Source organism: Marivirga arenosa (genome assembly GCF_030503875.2).
Taxonomy (GTDB): Bacteria; Bacteroidota; Bacteroidia; order Cytophagales; family Cyclobacteriaceae; genus Marivirga; species Marivirga arenosa.
The window spans coordinates 2,899,114-2,918,443 of the sequence record NZ_CP129968.2 but is presented as its reverse complement, the minus strand read 5'-3'; the positions used below and the strand labels follow the sequence as shown (position 1 = coordinate 2,918,443).

Annotated in this window: 18 protein-coding genes; 11 read left to right on the top strand and 7 right to left on the bottom strand. The window is 33.8% G+C overall.

The window, feature by feature from the left end:
* The first annotated feature begins 27 nt into the window (after positions 1-27).
* The 4 genes from QYS47_RS12590 (at position 28) to QYS47_RS12575 (ending at position 4,159) form a co-directional block, all read left to right on the top strand.
* Positions 28-1,920 (top strand): fasciclin domain-containing protein, encoded by a 1,893-nt coding sequence (locus QYS47_RS12590; protein WP_322346531.1) that lies wholly within the window; start codon positions 28-30, stop codon positions 1,918-1,920.
* A gap of 85 nt (positions 1,921-2,005) precedes the next feature.
* Positions 2,006-3,013 carry a sensor histidine kinase gene (locus QYS47_RS12585; RefSeq protein ID WP_322346530.1) on the top strand — a complete coding sequence of 336 codons (1,008 nt, stop codon included), beginning with the start codon at positions 2,006-2,008 and terminating at the stop codon, positions 3,011-3,013.
* Entirely contained in the window at positions 3,010-3,780 is a 771-nt protein-coding gene (locus QYS47_RS12580) for a LytR/AlgR family response regulator transcription factor (RefSeq protein ID WP_322346529.1), read from the top strand. The genes QYS47_RS12585 and QYS47_RS12580 overlap by 4 nt, the downstream gene beginning before the upstream one ends.
* 10 nt (positions 3,781-3,790) lie before the next feature.
* A complete protein-coding gene (locus QYS47_RS12575) occupies positions 3,791-4,159 on the top strand; it encodes a hypothetical protein (RefSeq protein WP_322346528.1) in 369 nt (122 codons plus the stop codon).
* Here QYS47_RS12575 and QYS47_RS12570 read toward each other — a convergent pair.
* A complete protein-coding gene (locus tag QYS47_RS12570) occupies positions 4,143-4,379 on the bottom strand; it encodes a hypothetical protein (protein WP_308356317.1) in 237 nt (78 codons plus the stop codon). The two genes, QYS47_RS12575 and QYS47_RS12570, sit on opposite strands and share 17 nt — an antisense overlap.
* Positions 4,380-4,418: 39 nt before the next feature.
* Here QYS47_RS12570 and QYS47_RS12565 point away from each other — a divergent pair, with 39 nt between their 5' ends.
* Positions 4,419-5,717: an MFS transporter gene (locus QYS47_RS12565; protein ID WP_322346527.1), complete on the top strand. Its 1,299-nt coding sequence runs from the start codon at positions 4,419-4,421 to the stop codon at positions 5,715-5,717.
* A gap of 9 nt (positions 5,718-5,726) precedes the next feature.
* On the opposite strand, the gene QYS47_RS12560 is transcribed toward QYS47_RS12565, so the two are convergent.
* Together QYS47_RS12560 and QYS47_RS12555 are read right to left on the bottom strand one after the other, a co-directional pair.
* Positions 5,727-6,644, bottom strand: a complete 918-nt coding sequence (locus QYS47_RS12560; RefSeq protein WP_322346526.1) for a glutaminase — start codon at positions 6,642-6,644, stop codon at positions 5,727-5,729.
* A gap of 72 nt (positions 6,645-6,716) precedes the next feature.
* On the bottom strand, positions 6,717-7,652 hold the full coding sequence (locus QYS47_RS12555) for an AraC family transcriptional regulator (RefSeq protein WP_302124348.1): 936 nt from the start codon (positions 7,650-7,652) through the stop codon (positions 6,717-6,719).
* A gap of 219 nt (positions 7,653-7,871) precedes the next feature.
* Between QYS47_RS12555 and QYS47_RS12550 the strand changes: the two genes are divergently transcribed.
* The 3 genes from QYS47_RS12550 (at position 7,872) to QYS47_RS12540 (ending at position 10,320) form a co-directional block, all read left to right on the top strand.
* The gene (locus QYS47_RS12550; RefSeq protein ID WP_322346524.1) at positions 7,872-9,395 is read left to right on the top strand and encodes an aldehyde dehydrogenase family protein; all 1,524 of its coding nucleotides are present in this window, start codon (positions 7,872-7,874) and stop codon (positions 9,393-9,395) included.
* Positions 9,396-9,586: 191 nt separating this feature from the next.
* Positions 9,587-9,979: a DUF779 domain-containing protein gene (locus QYS47_RS12545; RefSeq protein WP_322346522.1), complete on the top strand. Its 393-nt coding sequence runs from the start codon at positions 9,587-9,589 to the stop codon at positions 9,977-9,979.
* A gap of 92 nt (positions 9,980-10,071) precedes the next feature.
* Entirely contained in the window at positions 10,072-10,320 is a 249-nt protein-coding gene (locus QYS47_RS12540) for a DUF7218 family protein (protein ID WP_302101254.1), read from the top strand.
* Here the strand turns inward: QYS47_RS12540 and QYS47_RS12535 are convergent.
* The 3 genes from QYS47_RS12535 to dnaB all read right to left on the bottom strand — a co-directional run bounded on the left by QYS47_RS12535 (position 10,314) and on the right by dnaB (position 13,822).
* Complete coding sequence (locus tag QYS47_RS12535; protein WP_322346519.1) at positions 10,314-11,096, bottom strand: sterol desaturase family protein; 783 nt, start codon at positions 11,094-11,096, stop codon at positions 10,314-10,316. The two genes, QYS47_RS12540 and QYS47_RS12535, sit on opposite strands and share 7 nt — an antisense overlap.
* Positions 11,097-11,175: 79 nt before the next feature.
* Complete coding sequence (locus tag QYS47_RS12530) at positions 11,176-12,168, bottom strand: quinone oxidoreductase family protein (RefSeq protein WP_308356327.1); 993 nt, start codon at positions 12,166-12,168, stop codon at positions 11,176-11,178.
* Positions 12,169-12,256: 88 nt separating this feature from the next.
* Positions 12,257-13,822 (bottom strand): replicative DNA helicase, encoded by a 1,566-nt coding sequence (gene dnaB / locus QYS47_RS12525; protein WP_322346516.1) that lies wholly within the window; start codon positions 13,820-13,822, stop codon positions 12,257-12,259.
* Between the two features lie 184 nt (positions 13,823-14,006).
* Here dnaB and QYS47_RS12520 point away from each other — a divergent pair, with 184 nt between their 5' ends.
* The 3 genes from QYS47_RS12520 (at position 14,007) to QYS47_RS12510 (ending at position 18,680) form a co-directional block, all read left to right on the top strand.
* Entirely contained in the window at positions 14,007-15,380 is a 1,374-nt protein-coding gene (locus QYS47_RS12520; protein WP_322346514.1) for a UDP-N-acetylmuramate--L-alanine ligase, read from the top strand.
* Positions 15,381-15,432: 52 nt separating this feature from the next.
* Positions 15,433-16,236 carry a 3'-5' exonuclease gene (locus QYS47_RS12515; protein WP_302101253.1) on the top strand — a complete coding sequence of 268 codons (804 nt, stop codon included), beginning with the start codon at positions 15,433-15,435 and terminating at the stop codon, positions 16,234-16,236.
* 212 nt (positions 16,237-16,448) lie between these two features.
* Positions 16,449-18,680 carry a PAS domain-containing sensor histidine kinase gene (locus QYS47_RS12510; protein WP_322346511.1) on the top strand — a complete coding sequence of 744 codons (2,232 nt, stop codon included), beginning with the start codon at positions 16,449-16,451 and terminating at the stop codon, positions 18,678-18,680.
* 23 nt (positions 18,681-18,703) lie between these two features.
* Here the strand turns inward: QYS47_RS12510 and QYS47_RS12505 are convergent, their stop codons facing one another.
* Entirely contained in the window at positions 18,704-19,273 is a 570-nt protein-coding gene (locus QYS47_RS12505) for a DUF3109 family protein (protein ID WP_302124355.1), read from the bottom strand.
* Positions 19,274-19,330 lie beyond the last annotated feature (57 nt).

The following is a 19,330-nucleotide window of genomic DNA, read 5'->3' as shown; positions in this document are numbered from 1 at the left end:
TATGAAGCAAACAAAAAAAATTATACTATGAGAAATTTATGGAGATTATTCGTTTTGATACCCTTGATGTTTATCGGGTTCGCATGTGAGGATGAGATGGATGAGGATGATATGACGCCAGCACCAAATTTAGTTGAAGCAGCACAAGATGCAGGGTTAACTACATTATTGGACGCAGTTGGCGCTGTTGATGGTTTGGATCAAACATTATTGAATGCTGAGGCAATTACTGTCTTTGCACCTTCAAACGCTGCCTTTGCTGCGGCATTAGAAGCATTTAATGCAGCGGATTTAAATGAATTGGTTGCGGCAATAGGCGGGATAGGAAACCTTGAGATTGTCCTAGGATTTCACGTAGTTCCTGCGGTTGCTTTTGCTGAAGATTTGAATGAAGGAGAGAATACTTTCACTACTTTAGCTAATCAGGAACTCTTAGTGAATTTATCAGGTGGTGCAGTAACTGTTACTGATGCAGCTGGTAATACAGTAAATGTTCAGACTGCCGATGTAGAAATCGAAAATGGAGTTGTTCATGTAATCGATGGAGTTTTACTTCCTACATTACCTGAAACAGAAGAACCAGAGGAAGAACTTCCAAATTTAGTTGATGCAGCTACTGAAGCTGGTTTAACAACGCTTTTAGACGCAGTTGGCGCTGTTAATGGATTAGCAGACAACCTACTAGCAGCGGAGGCAATTACTGTATTTGCACCAACTAATGAAGCTTTTGGAAATGCATTGGAAGCATACGGTGTAAATTCCCTCAACGAATTAGTAGCAGAATTAGGCGGGGTCGATAATCTAGAAACTGTATTAGGTTTTCATGTAGTACCTGCAACTGCTTTTGCTGAGGATTTAGCAGAAGGAGAACAAAGCTTCTCTACTCTAGCAGGGCAGGATTTAACAGTAACAAGAACAGGTACTAATGTTACGGTGACGGATGCCGCTGGCAATACATTTAATGTAATTACAGCTGATGTAGCAATTGATAATGGAGTGGTTCATGTTATCGATGGTGTTCTATTACCTGAGATTGAATTACCGACAGTTGTTGAAGCAGCAACTTCTGCAGAACTTACCACCTTACTTGATGCAATAGGAGCAGTAGAAGGTTTAGATCAAACCTTATTAGATTCAGATGCCATTACAGTATTTGCACCAACAAACGAAGCATTTGGTGATGCACTTGAAGCATATGGTGTAAGCACATTAGATCAATTAGTAGCTGAATTAGGAGGTCTTGATAATTTGGAAGCAGTGTTAGGTTTCCATGTTGTACCTGCTGTTGCATTCTCTCATGATTTAGAAGATGGTGCAACTTTTGAGACACTTCAAGGAGGTACTTTAACTGTTAATGTTACGGAAAATGGTGTAACCGTTACAGATTTCAATGGTACTGTTTATAATGTAGTTACTGCTGATGTAGCAATAGATAATGGTGTTGTTCATGTAATTGATGGTGTATTATTGCCAGAAATCACTTTACCGTCTGTTGTTGATGCTGCAACTGATGCAGGATTGTCTACTTTGATAGATGCATTGGTAGCAGCTGAATTGGATGATGATGTTTCCAATGCTGAAGCGATTACTGTTTTTGCTCCAACCAACGCTGCTTTTGCTGATTTATTAGCAGCTCAGGAAGTAGATGATTTAGATGGTTTAATTGCTAAGTTAGGAGCTGAAGCAGTTGCAGCTGTTTTACAATTTCATGTAGTTCCTGCGGTAGCATTTTCTCACGATTTAACAGATGGTGATACATTTGAAACTCTTCAGGGAGAAAGCTTAACGGTTAATGTTTTGGAAGATGGAGTAACGGTAACAGATGTTAATAATAACACTTTCAATGTAACCACCGCTGATGTAGCAATTGAAAACGGTGTAGTACATGTAATTGATGGAGTTTTATTACCAACTTTATAATTATTGATACTGTTAAAAGGGTGGACTCATATTCACCCTTTTTTAGTATATTCACAACGCTCTTAAGATTCTTAATTACAAGGCCATGTTTCAGCACAAAAGAAGGTTTCTCTTTATTACGCTACTTGCAATATATTCATTCGTGAATATTATAGTGCTGGAAGGAGACCGATTATACCAAGCTGCTCTACCCTACCATCTGCTATTCATTACGATTTTTGGTTTATCTTTTTCAGTATGGATGGCCAATCTTTTTATTCAGAATTATTTAATCAAGAGTATAAAAAGTATTCATCCGCTTTTACAGCAGTTTTTGATAAGTATAATAGCTACTGTTTTGATTAGTCTGTTATCGGTTGAATTGACTTCTTTAACATTAGGGGACCCCTTTACTCTGACTCAGAAAAATTTTATGTTGACATTTGGATTTACTTCCAGAATAAACCTATTCTTAAATACTGTTAATGCAATTTATTTTTTCAATAAGAAATTCAGAGAAAAAGAATTGGAAACTGAGAAATTGAAAAATGCAACAATTGGTAGTCAATATGAAAGATTAAACCACCAGCTAAATCCGCATTTTCTTTTTAATAATCTTAATGCATTATCCTCATTGATGCACACTGATTTAGAAAAAGCAGACATTTTTCTGCAAAAACTATCCTCGATGTATAGGTATATATCTTTAAACGTAAATGAAGAACTGGTTCCAGTTGAACAAGAATTAAATTTTCTTAAAGATTATATTTCACTTCTTGAAATCAGATTTAAAAACTCACTTATCATTTCATTAAATATTAATCCTGATTTATCTAAATTATTTATTCCTCCCGTAGTTCTTCAATTACTAATTGAAAATGTAGTAAAGCATAACTATTTTACACAAGAGGCACCCGTTAAGGTAGATATAACTGGCGAAAATGGTCATCTACTCATTAAAAATACTATCCAATTAAAAAAAGAAGATATAGATTCTATTGGGATAGGATTAAAAAACATTTCTGAGAGATATAGGTTTTTAGGAGAACAAATCTCGATAAATAAAACTGAAGAATTTTTTGAGGTATCAGTTCCATTAATCAATATAAAATGAAAATTTTAATTTTTGAAGACGAGCCATTAGCTCAAGAGAGAATAAAACAAATTATTGATAAATTTCGGCCAAATTGGGAAATAGTAGGTACATCACAGAGTATAAAAGATTCAAGACTATTACTGCAGAATAATCAAAGTATAGATTTAATTATCAGCGACATTCATTTGGCAGATGGTAATTGCTTTGATGTATTTGAAAATCAAAATAGAAAAATACCCATTATTTTTTTAACAGCTTATGATCAACATGCCTTACAATCATTTGATCATTACTGTATTGACTACGTTTTAAAACCACTTCAGGAAAAGAGGTTGATTGACGCATTTGAAAAATTTGAAGAATTATGCGTTAGTCAAGAAGGCAAGAGTAATGACAATGCACTTCTTAATCAGGTTATCGAAAAGTTGAATGGTAAAAAGTTTAAGAAGCGATTTCTTACTAAAGTAGGCAATAAAATGCTATTTAAAGAGGTAGATGAAATTGCTTATTTCTATGCTGAAGATAAAATTGTTTATCTTAAAGAAATTGGATCCTCAAAAAAATACATAGTTAATTTCAGTTTAGAGGAATTAGAAAATCAACTTTTAGATCCTTCAATTTTTTATAGGATTAACAGATCCGTCATTATTAACTTAGAGGCTCTAATTGAAATGAAGAGTTACCATAATGGTAGATTGAAACTAATCGTTCAATCATCTGATGATATGGATTTAATAGTAGCTAGAGAACGAGTGGGACACTTTAAAGACTGGATTAATCAATAAAAGGATAAGCATGAAGTACTTTTTTACAATTTTAACGATTCTACTTAGTTTTAATTCACTTTCTTTTGCGCAAGAATTTTCTAAACAAGAATTAGATTCTATAAAATCTCATATTTTTAATATACAGAATGAAGTAAATTCGATCCAGTTAAATTTGAATAATGCGAAAAAAACACTTAAAACTGGAATTTTTGTCGCTACTTTAGGTTATACTGTAACAATAATTGGCGGACAACTTTTGGGTACAAATCCTCAGCTGGGAGAAGCTTTGCTATACACAGGCGGAGCAATAGGCATAGGGGGTACTATTGTATTAGTTAATGGCTTCAATAAGATAAGTTTAGAAATAAAGCAAACAGATTTCAATCCAACGCAATAGATCCCCAATCTTTATGCATTTCATCAAATCTAACCATTACTTTTTTTATAAATTCATCAGAAATTAAGCTTTTAAGTTCTTCCACATCGGCTACCTCGTATTCGTCAATTTTATAAGTTTGTTCGTACAAACCTAATTCAAACTTTACTAAATATTTTTCATTCCATTGAAACAAGGTAGTTTTACAATAGTTGTTTGGAAGTTCTCCTATTACGCGCATAATTAAAATATTTTTTCAAAATTAAGTTCTATTTTTTGTATGGCAGAATTAAATGAAAGATTTTACGATTATTTAATCGAAGAAGACGAACCTAGAGCCTGTAGAGCGATTCCTGATGATGCTTGCACCAATGTTCCCAAAAATTTCACTTTAAACATTGCAAATGGTACCTTGACCAAGCTGGCTGAAAAAATCATTAGTCCTAATCTTACTTTGGCTTGGATTATGCATTTTTTTGGAGCTTCATCAGCGATGGTAGGAGCTTTGGTACCCATAAAGGATGCCGGTTCACTATTACCGCAACTAGCTGTTTCAGGTAAAATAAGATCATATTCTATTCGAAAGAACTTTTGGGTTATAAGTGGTTTAGTCCAAGCATTTTGCTGGCTAGCGGCAGCAGGTCATATATTTTTTGGAAATCAGGATACTGTACCTCTAATTATTCTTATTTTATTGGCTGTATTTAGTATTGCGAGTGGAGTAGCATCTGTTGCCTATAAAGATGTGATTGGTAAAACGATTCCTAAAAATACTCGAGGCCAAATGTTAAGCTACAGATCTACCTTTGGTGGGGTTTTGAGCTTGATTGCCGGAGTTTTATTAGTGTTCTTCATTCAAGAGAACGCAGATAAAACGATTTATGGATATATGTTTCTGTTTGCCTCTATCTTATGGCTGATTGCATCTTTGTTGTTTTTTAACATTAAAGAAGAAAAGGGAGCTACTGAAGGAGGTAGGAATCCTTTTCAGGAAATAAAAGAAGGTGTGAGTTTAATTAAGGATGAAAAGGATTTTAGAAATTTTCTTTTTACTAGAGCGCTCCTAATGGCGGTGCCTTTGTTACAACCCTTTTATGTATTGGTTGCGAAAGATATAGATGATACCACTTGGAGTCTGCTTGGATATTTGATTATTGTAAATGGTTTAGCTAACGTACTTAGTAGTCCCTTCTGGGGAAAAATTGCAGATCAATCATCCACTCGATTGATGAGAATTTCTTCTTTCATAGCCATAGCAGGTGGAATTTACGCTCTGCTCTTCTACTTCGTATCGGATTGGAATTTGGGCTTTTATTATTTCATTCCAGTATTCTTTATTAACGGAATAGCATACAGTGGGGCACGACTTAGCAGAAAAACGTATTTGGTAGATTATGCCCCGAGTGAAAACAAAGCTACTTATGTTTCTGTAGCGAATACATTTATAGGTTTATTTACTCTGATTGCTGCAGGTTTTGGTTTAGTTGCTGAGTATTTCGGTCTTCCAGCACAGATTTTATTTTTTATGAGCTTATTAGTGGGAGCAATCGTTTTAAGCTATCGATTAAAAAAAGTGTGATAAAGAAGTCTAAAAGATAGATTTCTCTATATGCGTGGTAAAAAGCTCTAAAGCATGCATTCCTTTAGCGGAGTTCCCTTTCTCGTTTAGTTTGGGACTCCATACAGCTATGCTATATTCTCCTGGATGAACAGCGACAATTCCACCTCCAACACCACTTTTACCGGGTAAGCCAACGCGGAAAGCAAATTCACCCGATTCATCATAAAAACCACAAGTAAGCATTATGGCATTTATTCTTTTGATCTGATTAGGATCAAGAAATAAAGTGCCATCTGCAGCTTGTTTCCCATGTTGGGCAAACAATTGAAAACACCAAGCTAGCTCTACACAACTCATATCGATCGAGCAAGTGTAAAAATAGAAATCTAAAACATCTTCAGGGTCATTATCTAAATTTTTAAAACTTTTGATAAAGTTTGCCATTGCAATATTTCGATATCCTTTACTTTTTTCAGATTTGTAGATCAACTCATTGTACTTAATTTTATCGGATCCATTTAGCTCATGGATAAATTTTAAATATTCCTCTTTCGGATTTTCTAATTCCGAGAATAAAATATCACATATCACAATGGCCCCTGAGTTGATAAATGGATTTCTTGGAATACCTTCTTCATGTTCTAACTGCACTAAAGAGTTAAAGGGATCACCTGAAGGTTCCACATCCACTCTATCCCATACTTTGTCCCCAATGGATTGGATGGCCATGCTCAGAGTAAATACTTTTGAAATACTTTGAATAGAGAACCTTTCATTATAATCACCAGCATTATAGGTTTCCCCATTCACAAATTGTAAGGATATACCAAATTTATCAGGATCTATTTTAGCTAATTCTGGTATATAGGAAGCAACCGAACCAGGATGTTTTACAGAATTTACTGTGTTTAATATATCGTCTAATAATCTATTGTAGTCTTTCAAATTAAAGTTTTTCTATGCCTACGGTAATTAACTGGTCAAGATACAATAATCTTAAATCAAAAGAACTAAATCTTAATTGGCATGTAATCTAAACTGTTTTTGAAAAGAAGATGGAGATAAACCAGTTTCTTTTTTGAAAGTACTAGTAAAGTGCGATAGGTTTTCAAAACCTGAATTAAAACAAGCTTCGGTTATACTGCAATTTGATTTTTTTAACCATTGTTTTGCTAATTTAATCCTTTCAGATAATACATATTGACCTGGAGTGTAACCAAAAGTTTCTTTAAATTTTTTAAAGAATGATGCTCTACTCATGCATGCAGCATTAGCTAATTTATCGAAATCTATTTTTTCGGTGATTTTACTTTGTATAATTTCAATAGCGTAGGCCAAAGGATGATGATTTGATAAAGTCTGAATAGAGGAAGTAAAAACATGACGAGCCTGGGTTTGCATCAACCTAATAATCATTTCTTTCATTGCCAGATCTATATATAAATCTTTAGTAACGCTGTTTTCAGATTTTGAAATCTTAATAATTCTATTGACTGTATTAATTAATTCTTGATTATTAATTATATGGTGAACACTAGGGTCAATTTCCCACTTTTCTTGATCTAAAACTTTAGGGTGTTTTTCATTTAACATTTCTAAAGTGAAGTCAATTAGATGTTGTGAAATAGCCAGAGCTATGCATTGTGTCGGTTGATCTTCTTTAGCTTCAGGAAAATCAATTTCCATGATTTCGTTTGGGCCTACTATAACAGATTCACCAGGTAAATATTCAAATGACTCTTTGTTTTCTAAGTGCATTATTTTTTTTCCTCTCAACATGGAAGTGAAAACAAAATCATTGAATACCAATTTCACATCCTCTGCTTTTTGATGGGTCTCAAATACATTGAGTTCACAGCTATCATAAGTGTAAGCTGTTCTGTTTTCTACTAAAGTAAATAATGAATTCTCAGTTTTAAGAGGTATTTGATAAGGTTTTATTAAATCATTCATAATTTATCTTAGTAATTTAATTGTAGTCTATTCCATATTTATACTGTTATAAATCAGTGATTTACTCAATTATTCACTTGTTTTCACAGTCTTTCAATTTAGTAAATTTTAATTAATTCTGAAAATTAGATTCATAGCAAAATGATTGATACTCATAACAAAATAATTAGGAATATAATAATGCATATTGAGAGTATATAAAAATTAAAACTATATACTATGGAAACATTAGAAATGACTCACAAAACAGTGGAGCGTCCAACTTTCAAGGCGCAGTACGAACACTTTATTGGAGGAGAATGGGTGAAACCAACCAAAGGAGAATACTTTGACAATATCAGCCCTGTTGATGGAAAGCCTTTTACAAAGGCTGCAAGAGGAACAAAAGAAGATATAAATTTGGCTTTAGATGCGGCTCACAAGGCTTTTGAAACCTGGTCAAAAACTCCTGCTGCTGCGAGGGCTAACGTTTTACTAAAAATTGCTGATATTATTGAAGAGAATCTAGAAATGCTTGCGCGAGTTGAGACTATTGATAATGGTAAGGCATTAAGAGAAACAAGAGCGGCAGATTTACCACTTTGCGTAGATCACTTCCGTTATTTTGCTGGGGCAATTAGAGCGGATGAAAGTACCATGTCCGAGCATGATGAACATACCGTAAGTATTAACTTACAAGAACCTTTAGGTGTAGTAGGACAAATTATTCCTTGGAACTTCCCTCTGTTAATGGCAACTTGGAAAATTGCACCTGCACTAGCAGCAGGTTGCTGCACGGTAGTGAAACCTGCTGAGCAAACTCCAACTTCCATTATGGTTTTAATGGAGTTAATAAAAGATGTTGTCCCTGCTGGAGTATTAAATGTAGTGACAGGTTTTGGACCCGAAGCTGGTAAGCCTTTAGCACAATCTGATAGAGTTGCTAAGGTAGCTTTTACGGGTGAAACCACTACAGGTAGATTGATTATGCAGTATGCTTCTGAAAACTTGATACCAGTGACGATGGAATTAGGGGGTAAATCTCCTAATGTATTCATGAAATCTGTCATGGATAAGGATGACGAGTTTTTGGATAAAGCGATAGAAGGAGCCGTAATGTTTGCTCTTAATCAAGGAGAGGTTTGTACTTGTCCTTCCCGAATCTTGGTCCATGAGGATATTGCCGATGACTTCTTAAAAAGAGTGGTTGAAAGAACTAAAGCAATTAAAATGGGACATCCGCTTGCTGAAGATACCATGATGGGTGCTCAAGCTTCGAATGATCAATTTGAGAAAATATTATCTTACCTTGAAATTGGTAAACAAGAAGGTGCTGAAGTATTATGTGGAGGAGTGAAAGCAGGTTTAAACTCAGGCTTAGAAAATGGTTATTATATTGAACCTACTATTTTTAAAGGCCATAATAAGATGAGAGTATTCCAGGAAGAAATCTTTGGCCCTGTTACATCAGCAACTACATTTAAAGATGTAGATGAAGCTATTGAAATAGCAAATGATACTATGTATGGATTAGGTGCGGGATTATGGAGTAGAGATGCTCATGAGTTATATCAAGTACCTAGAGCGATTAAAGCGGGTCGTGTATGGGTAAATTGTTACCACGCTTATCCAGCGCATGCTCCATTCGGAGGCTATAAAAAATCTGGATTTGGTAGAGAAACGCATAAAATGATGTTGAATCACTATCGCCAGACTAAGAATATGTTGATCTCATATGATAAAAATAAATTAGGATTCTTTTAGTAGATTCTTTTAAGTAGAAAGTTATAGGTTTTAAGTAAGGAGATTCATTTACAACCTATTCTTTTATACTATCATTAAGAAAATAAACCTGTCAGGTTTAAACTACTTGATCACTACAAAATTAGGTCATTTTTATCATCTAAATTTTAGAAAACCTGACAGGTTTTTCAATACTAGAACAGCAGTAAATTATGGAAAGAGTATCAATTACTGACAGAGCAATAGAAACAATAGATGAATTAAGAGATCGCTTTGGAGAATTAATGTTTCATCAGAGTGGAGGATGCTGTGATGGTTCTTCTCCTATGTGTTTTGAAAAAGGTGATTTTAAAGTGGGGGGAGGTGATATCTGGTTAGGTCAAGTATATGGTTGTGATTTCTTTATGAGCAAAGATCAGTTTGAATACTGGAAGCATACCCATTTAACCCTGGATGTAACAGAAGGAAGAGGCTCAAGCTTTTCTTTAGAAATTCCTATGGGAGTTCGGTTTTTAATTCGTTCTAGAATTTTTACCATGGAAGAATTAGAAAATTTAGACCCTGTAATGTCAGGGGAAGAGTATTTGGATAAAGAAAGTATTTGATTATTAATCCTATACTATTCGAATATAATCTTCATTCTTTATAGTAACCTTCACTCTTATAAACGGTTAAATAAAAAAAGCTTTTATAAAAAATGGGAAAAGATAATATACCAAGCATAAAAAACGAAGAACAATACGAAGCTTTACGAGATAAAGGTATGAGTAAAGAGAAGGCTGCTCGAATAGCAAATACCCCTGATTCTGGTAAAAAAGGAGGGAAGTCTGCTGCATATGAGGAATGGACAGTTGATGAATTAAAAGATCAGGCTCAAAAAGTAGGAATCGAAGGGCGATCTAAAATGAATAAAAAGGAACTTATTGATTCGTTAAGAAATCACTGATTTTGATGTTTGTTTTTAAGAAAAAGGTTCTCATAATCAGTGTTATAATCCTTTCGGATTGTACCGAAAACTCTATCCCAAAGTAGTGTATATAATCCGTAGTTTCCATGAAATTTTTTATGATGCATATTATGGGCTACCGAGGTATTTACGAATCTCCCGATCCAAGTCTTGTGGAAGTTTTTTGGCCACAATTCATAGCCGGTATGTCCATATACGTTATAAATTATCTGAAAAATGAAAAATATAGCAATTGCACTTCTATGAGCTGGAATTGTAAAAGCGATTAAAGTAATAATACCTGCTTCAATAATTGCCTCTAAGGGATGAAAAGCATAAGCTGTCCAAGGTGAAGGGTTTGTAGAGGTGTGGTGAACTTTGTGAATGTATCTATATAATTTTGGGTGGTGCATAATTCTATGCATCCAATAAAAATAGAAATCATGAAGGATAAACATTAGGCCTAAAGAAGTGAAATAGTACCATTTTGGCATATCCGAAATGGAATCGTAAATCAAAGAGTATTCTGCAAAGGTTTTTAAGCTGAGAACTGCAATTACTGTAAAAATGAAAATGGTAAGTGTTGAATATCCAATATCACGTCCGTAGTCATTCAATTTTGGAAACTTATCTTGAATTTTTCGACTTGCAACTAACTTTCTGAATATGATATAAAAGCTAACAAAAGCTATGCTGGCAGTTATGAAGTATCGATAAGAGATATTCCAAAATGCTCGAGAGAAATAATCATAAATGAACTCCATCCATTCTATCATTGTGTAATATCAATAAATGATGGTTAAAAAACAATAACAATGTTATTGAAGCAGTAAATGATAGAGTTTAGGAGTGTTGTTAAAATTTAGCTACTAATTTCCCAAACTGTTTACCTTCTTTCATTTTATCGAAGGCTTCTACTATATTTTCAAAAGGTCTAATGGAATCAATTATAGGTTCAATTCTGTTTTTCTTGACAAAAGTAAGCATAGCTTTGAATTCATCATCATTAGCCATTGTGCTTCCCTGAAGGGTTATCTGGTTCCAAAACATTCTGAAAACATCTATATCTTTTGGCTTCCCATTGGTAGCCCCATAAAAAACGATCCGTCCTGCTGGGTTCATTAATTTAATAAGGTCATTCAAACCATCTCCAACTGCACTGTCAATCACTATATCAAAACCTCCTGATTTCTCTTTTGCTTCTTTTGTCCAATTCTCATCTTTGTAATTAAATGCTGCTGATGCACCAAGTTCTATGGCTTTAGATCTTTTATTTTCATCACTTGAAGTTACGAAGACTTCAGCCCCTTTTGCTAAGGCAAATTGAAAAGCAAATTGAGCTACACCACCGCCAACACCAGAAATTAAAACTTTACTTCCTGCTTCACATTTCCCATGATGAAATAATGCTCTGTAGGCTGTCATACCGCCTAAAGGTAATGCTGCTGCGATCTCAGCATCAAGGTGTGTAGGTTTTTCAGCTATTTTATTAACATCTATAGCCACATATTCACAGAACAAGCCATCGGTTGGGGTTCCTAATATATGGTAATCTGGAGCTTGTACGTTAGGGTTTTCACCCCATCCCACATTAGGATTGATTAATACATCCATTCCTTTCCATACTTCATCAACTTTTTCTCCTGTTTCAATAACCCGTCCGCATGCATCAGAACCTAAAGTAGTTCCAATTTTTATTCCAGGGTATTTGCCTTCTCTTATAAATTGATCTCTATGATTAAGGGCGACTGCCTGAATTTTAATAAGTACTTGGTTTTCTTTTAATGCAGGAGTTTCTTTTTCTCTAAATTCTAATTTGTGATTATCTGCTATTACAAGTGCTTTCATTAATCCGAGATTTTTAGATAGTAGCTTAGTAAAATTTAAATCTAATTGGACAAATACATAATACCAAAGCTAAATATGAATAATTACCTTAAAATGGAGCTTCGTCAGAATCCTGAGAAGTATCATTACCGGTAGCCTTACTAGGCATAGTTACTGCACTAGGGGTGTCAAAATCAGAAGGTACACCTGCTTGAGATGGGAATGTAGTTCCATACGGAACCGCTTCTCCTCCTGTGCCGGGTGCATCCAAGTCAGAGAATTTGGTAAATCTACCGATAAATTTCAGAGGTACGGTTTCTAAAGAACCATTTCTGTGCTTGGCTATAATAACTTCACCTACATTTGAGGTTGGCATGCCGTTTTCATCTTCAGTTATTCCATAATATTCCGGTCGGTAAAGGAACATTACCATATCGGCATCTTGCTCAATTGATCCTGACTCCCTCAAATCGGAAAGTTGAGGTCTTTTATCTCCACCCCGTGTTTCAACAGCACGACTTAACTGAGAAAGGGCAATTACTGGTACATTCAATTCTTTTGCAATATTCTTCAATGCCCTTGATATAGAAGCGATTTCCTGCTCACGGTTTCCTGATCCACCTCCTGATTTTGTGCTATCACCTGACATTAACTGCAAATAATCAATTACCACTAATTGAATATCATGCTGCTGTTTTAACCTTCTACACTTTGCTCGTAATTCTAATATCGAAAGGGCAGGAGTGTCATCAATGAAGATAGGGGCTTCTGTTAATGCAGCAGTTTTATGTACTAGCTGCTGCCATTCATAATCCTTCAAATCTCCCTTTTTGATTTTTTCTGAATCCAATTCTGCTTCTGCCGATATCAATCTGTTAACCAGCTGTACTGAACTCATCTCTAGTGAGAAAATCGCAACAGGCTGCTTGAAATCAACAGCTGCATTTCTCAATGCAGAAACCACGAATGCTGTTTTACCCATACCAGGTCGGGCTGCAATAATCACCATATCTGATTTTTGCCAGCCAGACGTAACTCTATCTAATGCAGAAAAACCAGTTGGTACACCCGTTAATCCATCAGTATGATTTTTACGCTCTTCTAACTCAACAAAGGCTTGTTTCATTAAAGAGGACATGTCAGCATAATTCTTTTTGATGTTTGAGTTGGTTACATCAAAAAGTTCTTGTTCTGTTTTGTCTAATAAATCAAAAACATCAGTAGTGTCTTCATAAGCATCCTCCTGAATTTCTCTTGAAATTTTAATCAGTTGTCTTTTAATTGCTTGTTCTGCAATGATTCTTGCATGGTACTCAATATTGGCAGCTGAGTTAACTCTAGATGTTAAGGATGTGATATAATATGAACCGCCAACTAATTCTAATTTCCCGTTTTTTCTTAACTGATTCGTAACCGTCATAAGGTCAACTGGTTCCGAATTGTTGAAAAGTTGGATAATGGCTTTATATATTTCTTCATGTGCTTCTCTGTAGAAGCTTTCTGGTTTTAAAATATCAATAACATTCGTTAATGCATCTTTTTCAAGCATTAATGCTCCCAAAACAACCTCTTCTAATTCAACCGCTTGAGGTGGTATTTTGCCCATATTGTCGCTTAAATCGACTTTTTTGTTTTTCTGACCAATTCTCAATGCGGATGATTTCCTTTGTTCCATATGTTCCCCTACTTAATTTTGAAATTTCAAAAGCTAACAAAACTAAATTATTATTTTCGTTATCTTTAACGAAAACCGACCAAGTTTCCGACAACTTATCAACAGCTTATCAACAGCTAAAAATAAAAGATAATTTGCCACGCGCTAAACTTTATTCTATTTTTGACTAACTAACAAAAACCAAATGAATTTAGATCAAATAAATAAAATACATTTTATAGCAATAGGTGGAAGTGTGATGCATAATTTAGCTATTGCCCTTCATAAAAAAAATATTCATGTTACAGGTTCTGATGATGAAATTTACGAACCTGCAAAAGGTAAATTAAAAGCTGCTGGTTTAACTCCTTCTATTGGTTGGGATGATAGTTGTATTAATTCTGATTTAGATGCAGTGATTTTGGGAATGCATGCTAAGGAAGATAATCCTGAATTAAAGAAAGCTAAAGAGTTAGGATTAAAAATCTATTCGTTTCCAGAATTCATCAGGGAAGTTTCTAGCAATAAACAAAGAATTGTAGTAGGCGGTAGTCATGGAAAGAGTACCATTACTGCCATGATTATGCATGTTCTAAAATCTATCGGGAAGCCATTTGATTATTTGGTTGGGGCTGAATTGGAAGGTTTTGATTTAACAGTTCAGCTTTCTGATGCCCCCATCATCATTATAGAAGGTGATGAGTATTTATCATCAAAACTAGACCTTACTCCTAAGTTTTTAAAATATGATCATCATATAGGAGTGATTTCAGGGATTAAATGGGACCATAAAAATGTATTTCCTAATCTTGAAGATTATACAAAACAGTTTGATCTTTTTGCCGATAAAACTCCTAAAGCTGGATCTCTTGTTTATTGTGAAGAAGATAACTTAGCAAATATTGTAGGGGCTAAAGATAGAGAAGATGTACGTAAGGTGGCTTATGCAGCGCATGATGCTGAAGTAGTCAACGGGAAAACCTTTTTGAAAACAAATGATCATGGTAAAGTGGAAGTAGCTGTTTTTGGAAAACACAATCTTCAAAATATTAAAGCAGCGCAAGAAGTATGTTCAATTTTAGGTGTGCCTTCTGATAAATTTTATGAGGCCATAAAGTCATTTAAAGGAGCTAAAAATAGACTTGAATTAATTGCTGAAACCTCTGAAGTAAAAGTATATAAGGATTATGCACATGCACCTTCAAAACTAAGAGCAACTGTAAATGCATTAAATTATCAATTTCCTGACAAGAAATTGTGTGTTGCTTATGAGCTTCATACTTTTAGTAGTCTTGATAAAGACTTTCTAAAGGAGTATAAAGATTCTCTAAAGCATTCAGATATTTCTTTTTTATATATTAATCCTGATAATCTAAAAATTGATGGAGGCGCAGACATAAATGAAGATTTACTCAAAAATGCATTTAATGATTCTGAATTGAGATTTTTCAATGATGATGAAAAATTGAAAGAAGCTATATTAGCTCAAAAAGGAAAAGCGTCAACTTTTGCTTTTTTAAGTTCTGGCCATTTTGGCCAATTAGATCTTGAGCAGTTAGCAAAAGAAATAGTTTCTTAAATATCCATTTGAAAAACCATCTTTACACCCATTTAATTTTTTAAATTTATTTATGTTTTTAAAGCTTAAAAATCCACTCGTAATATTCGATTTAGAGACTACAGGTACAAATGTTGTGAATGATAGGATCGTAGAATACTCGTTCGTTAAAGTAATGCCTGATGGTTCAACCATTAAAAATACTGATAAGGTAAATCCTGAAAGGCCAATTCCAGTAGAAAGTAGTCTAATTCATGGAATTTATGATAAAGATGTGAAAGAAAAGCCCACATTTAAGCAAGTAGCTAAAGAGTTATCATCATTTCTTCATGGGTGTGATTTAGCAGGCTTTAACATATTGAAATTTGATGTTCCAGTATTGGTAGAAGAATTTTTGCGAGCAGACGTTGACTTTGATATCTCGAAGCGAAAGCTACTAGATGCTCAAAAAATCTTCCATATGATGGAAAAGAGAACTTTGTCAGCAGCCTATAAATTTTATTGTGATAAAGAATTAGTAAATGCTCACTCTGCAGAAGCGGATACTCTAGCTACTTTGGAGGTTTTAGATGCGCAGATTAAAAGATATGAAGGTGAAAGTTTGAAAGACTTAAAAGGTAAGGTTTTGGGCACAATTGAGAATAATGTAGAAACCTTACATCAAATAACGAATGATAATATGGTTGATCTGGCGGGTCGATTTGTGTTTAATGATGATGGTATAGAAGTATTCAATTTTGGAAAGCATAAAGGTCAAGCGGTTGAAAATGTATTGAAAAAGGAGTCTGGCTATTATGATTGGATGATGAAAGGCGATTTTCCAATGGATACAAAGCGAAAATTAACCGAAATTAAGTTAAGAGGTTTTCAGAATTAGTAAACATTCAAAATATCAAAAGCCCAATTAATTTATGAATTGGGCTTTTTTGTTTCTTAATTATTTCAATAACTACACTCCGTTTTTAATACAGTATAATCATAGATTTTTGGTTTATCCTACATCATATATAAAACTTATAAAGAGAGCATTTTATAATATTAATTTTAGTTAATTTTAAAATATTCAAAATATTTTAAATATTAACAGGGTTGAATACCGAATATCTTAATGAAATAACTGGGCTTTTGAATAATCAAAAGTATCAATACCAGTTATTAGATGATTTAAACATAACCAGATATGCCAATTATAAGTGTTTTTATCTCCTTATAGAGAATAAAATACTGTATGTAATGCCTATTGGTGAAACTGATGGTGATAAATCTCAGCAATTCTTTAAAAATTTACATCAAGCGTCTGGTTTGGGCAATGGTCAAAAATTAAGTATTATTTTAGATACTACTCAATTAAGCAATATACCTTCTTCAACAAGAAAGGAAGTGAATTATTTTAACTTATCACTTAGAAAATATTGGTCGGACATTCTTTTTATAAATCAAGGTATAGGTAAGCTAATTATTGATATGTATGAACTTCACAAGCCAGAACATGTAGAGGGCATAACTCGGGTAAATGAACCAAAAGAAGCAGTTAAATATGTTTTAGAAGGTTTTCGAAGCACTGTAAAGGATGATGATTTAGAAAGTCTTTCTAAGGAAGAATTAATTGCAGAAGTTAGAAGGCTAAGAAAATCAAAAGAAAATTCAAGTACGCCTGAAATTAGTGATTTAGTACAATCCATTAGCAATTTAGCTTGGGAGAAAGAGAAAACGCAATATATAGAGCCTAAAGGAGGTGAAGAGTTAAAAGCAATTAGTGGATTGCTAAACTCGATTATTTTTGATTTTAAAGAGCTACATAAAGAACATACTAGCCTGCAAGATGAATTTTATAATAAGTTGAAATTTCAAGTAGGTGAAGTCATGCATCAAGAAGCAAGTCTAAGGTCAATATTTGATAGTTTAGACTCAATTATTTGGATGGTGGATGCTGACTTTAACCTAATGGCTTTTAATAATAAGTTTTATCATCATTTAAAAACAATGTATGGTATTACTCCTGAAATTGGGATGAATGTACTTGATTACAAGGAGCTAAAAGAGACTTATGATAAAACATATGAAAGAATTAGTAAGGCTCTGGATGGTAAGGAAGAAAGCTATATAGATTTTTATAGAGACGGAGAGCAGATTGTAAAGGTAGTAGATTCAAAAATCTTCCCTGTAGTATTAAATGAAAAGATATTTGGTGTGGCTTGTCTTACAAAAGACATTACAGAAAGCTTTGAGGCAGAAGAAAAAATTAAAAGCAACGAAAGAATAATTGCCTCTGTTAATAAAAATATTTCAGAAGCCATTTATAGAAGTTCACACGAAAAAGGATTGATTTTTATAAATCAAGCTTTTGTAAAAATGTTTGGTTTCGAATCAAAAGAAGAGTTATATGAGAATAACCAACTTCAAAATATTTATGCAAACCCGGAGGATCGAGAAAGACTAGGAAAGCTTTTAATAGAGTCAAAAGAAATGACCAATATTGAAGTCCAGTTCAGGAAAAAGAATGGTGAAGTATTTACCGGGCTATTAAGCAGTATGGTCAGTGAAGATGAAAACGGGGTAAGATACTTTGACGGAGCCATTCGTGATGTTACCGCTTTAAAGAATGTACAGGAAAAGTTAAAAAGGCAGAACCGGGAGTTGAAAAAGCTGAATACTGAATTGGATAGCTTTGTTTACAGTGCTTCTCACGATTTAAAAGCACCGCTTAGTTCGGTAAAGGGATTAATTAACTTAGCGAAGACCGAATCAAATAAAGATCAATTAGCTCATTATCTGCAACTAGCGGATAAAAGTATTGATAAGTTAGATGACTTCATTCGTGATATTGTTGACTTATCAAGAAATGCAAGACAGAAAATAAAGCCAGAGCTTCTCAATTTTGAGGAGTTAGTTCAGGATACTTTTGACAACTATCAATACCTAGATAATTTTAGTAAAATTGAGCGAAAAATTGAGGTACAGTGTGATGTTGACTTTTATTCTGATAAAAGAAGGTTGAAAGTCATTTTTAATAATTTAGTATCAAATGCAATTCGATACTATAATCCTTATTTGTTTAATTCATATGTGAATATTAAAATCAAGGCTGATAAAAAGAGGGCTGTCATAGAGATATCTGATAATGGCTTAGGAATTGAGGAACAATACCTCGATAAGATATTTGATATGTTTTATAGAGCATCAAATCACAGTAAGGGTACAGGAATTGGTCTTTACATTGTGAAAGAAACTCTTCAGAAAATGAAAGGTGAGATAAAGGTTGAATCTATTCCAAAAGAAGGGACAAAGTTCACGGTTGTTTTACCAAATTTAGCTAAGTAATTGCCTAGTTTTCTGATGATACATTACGCATTATCAGACTCGATTTCTCTAACTAATTCTTCATACCACTCTTTACTGTAATTTCTAATAAGGGCGTCCTTAGTGAATTTATAGATTGGAGTTCCTAGCTTATCACCTAATTCACAAGCTGGATCACATATGTGCCATCTGTCATAATTTAGAGCATCATAATCATCGTATTTTGTAATACGAATAGGATATAAATGACAAGAAACTGGCTTGATAAAATCAATTTCACCATCGTTGTAGGCTTGCTCAATTCCACATTTTAAAATTCCCTTTTCATCATAGATAGCATAGGCACATTCTTTTTCATTTATAGTAGTAGTGCTGTAATCCCCTTCCCAGTCTTCAATGTATTCTCCTTGTTCTTCAATGGCTTTAATGCCTTCTTTTGATAGGTAAGGTTTTACCTTAGGATATATTTTTTTCATGATGGGTAATTCCTCATCCGTTAGAGGTGCTCCTAAATCACCTTCTACACAACAAGCACCCTTGCATTTCTCAATATTACAAACGAAGTTCTTTTCTTTAATGTCATCAGAGATGACAGTATTTCCTACTAATATCATATTACAAAATTAATTGATTTCGTGGAATTGACTCTAATAGAAGCTTAATGATTTTGA

Excerpts from the sequence above, each read along its gene's own strand:
- QYS47_RS12590 (WP_322346531.1), top strand. The coding sequence starts at position 28 with ATGAGAAATTTATGGAGATTATTCGTTTTGATACCCTTGATGTTTATC.
- QYS47_RS12585 (WP_322346530.1), top strand. The coding sequence starts at position 2,006 with ATGTTTCAGCACAAAAGAAGGTTTCTCTTTATTACGCTACTTGCAATA.
- QYS47_RS12580 (WP_322346529.1), top strand. The coding sequence starts at position 3,010 with ATGAAAATTTTAATTTTTGAAGACGAGCCATTAGCTCAAGAGAGAATA.
- QYS47_RS12575 (WP_322346528.1), top strand. The coding sequence starts at position 3,791 with ATGAAGTACTTTTTTACAATTTTAACGATTCTACTTAGTTTTAATTCA.
- QYS47_RS12570 (WP_308356317.1), bottom strand. The coding sequence starts at position 4,379 with ATGCGCGTAATAGGAGAACTTCCAAACAACTATTGTAAAACTACCTTG.
- QYS47_RS12565 (WP_322346527.1), top strand. The coding sequence starts at position 4,419 with ATGGCAGAATTAAATGAAAGATTTTACGATTATTTAATCGAAGAAGAC.
- QYS47_RS12555 (WP_302124348.1), bottom strand. The coding sequence starts at position 7,652 with ATGAATGATTTAATAAAACCTTATCAAATACCTCTTAAAACTGAGAAT.
- QYS47_RS12550 (WP_322346524.1), top strand. The coding sequence starts at position 7,872 with ATGGAAACATTAGAAATGACTCACAAAACAGTGGAGCGTCCAACTTTC.
- QYS47_RS12545 (WP_322346522.1), top strand. The coding sequence starts at position 9,587 with ATGGAAAGAGTATCAATTACTGACAGAGCAATAGAAACAATAGATGAA.
- QYS47_RS12540 (WP_302101254.1), top strand. The coding sequence starts at position 10,072 with ATGGGAAAAGATAATATACCAAGCATAAAAAACGAAGAACAATACGAA.
- QYS47_RS12535 (WP_322346519.1), bottom strand. The coding sequence starts at position 11,096 with ATGATAGAATGGATGGAGTTCATTTATGATTATTTCTCTCGAGCATTT.
- QYS47_RS12530 (WP_308356327.1), bottom strand. The coding sequence starts at position 12,168 with ATGAAAGCACTTGTAATAGCAGATAATCACAAATTAGAATTTAGAGAA.
- dnaB (WP_322346516.1), bottom strand. The coding sequence starts at position 13,822 with ATGGAACAAAGGAAATCATCCGCATTGAGAATTGGTCAGAAAAACAAA.
- QYS47_RS12520 (WP_322346514.1), top strand. The coding sequence starts at position 14,007 with ATGAATTTAGATCAAATAAATAAAATACATTTTATAGCAATAGGTGGA.
- QYS47_RS12515 (WP_302101253.1), top strand. The coding sequence starts at position 15,433 with ATGTTTTTAAAGCTTAAAAATCCACTCGTAATATTCGATTTAGAGACT.
- QYS47_RS12505 (WP_302124355.1), bottom strand. The coding sequence starts at position 19,273 with ATGATATTAGTAGGAAATACTGTCATCTCTGATGACATTAAAGAAAAG.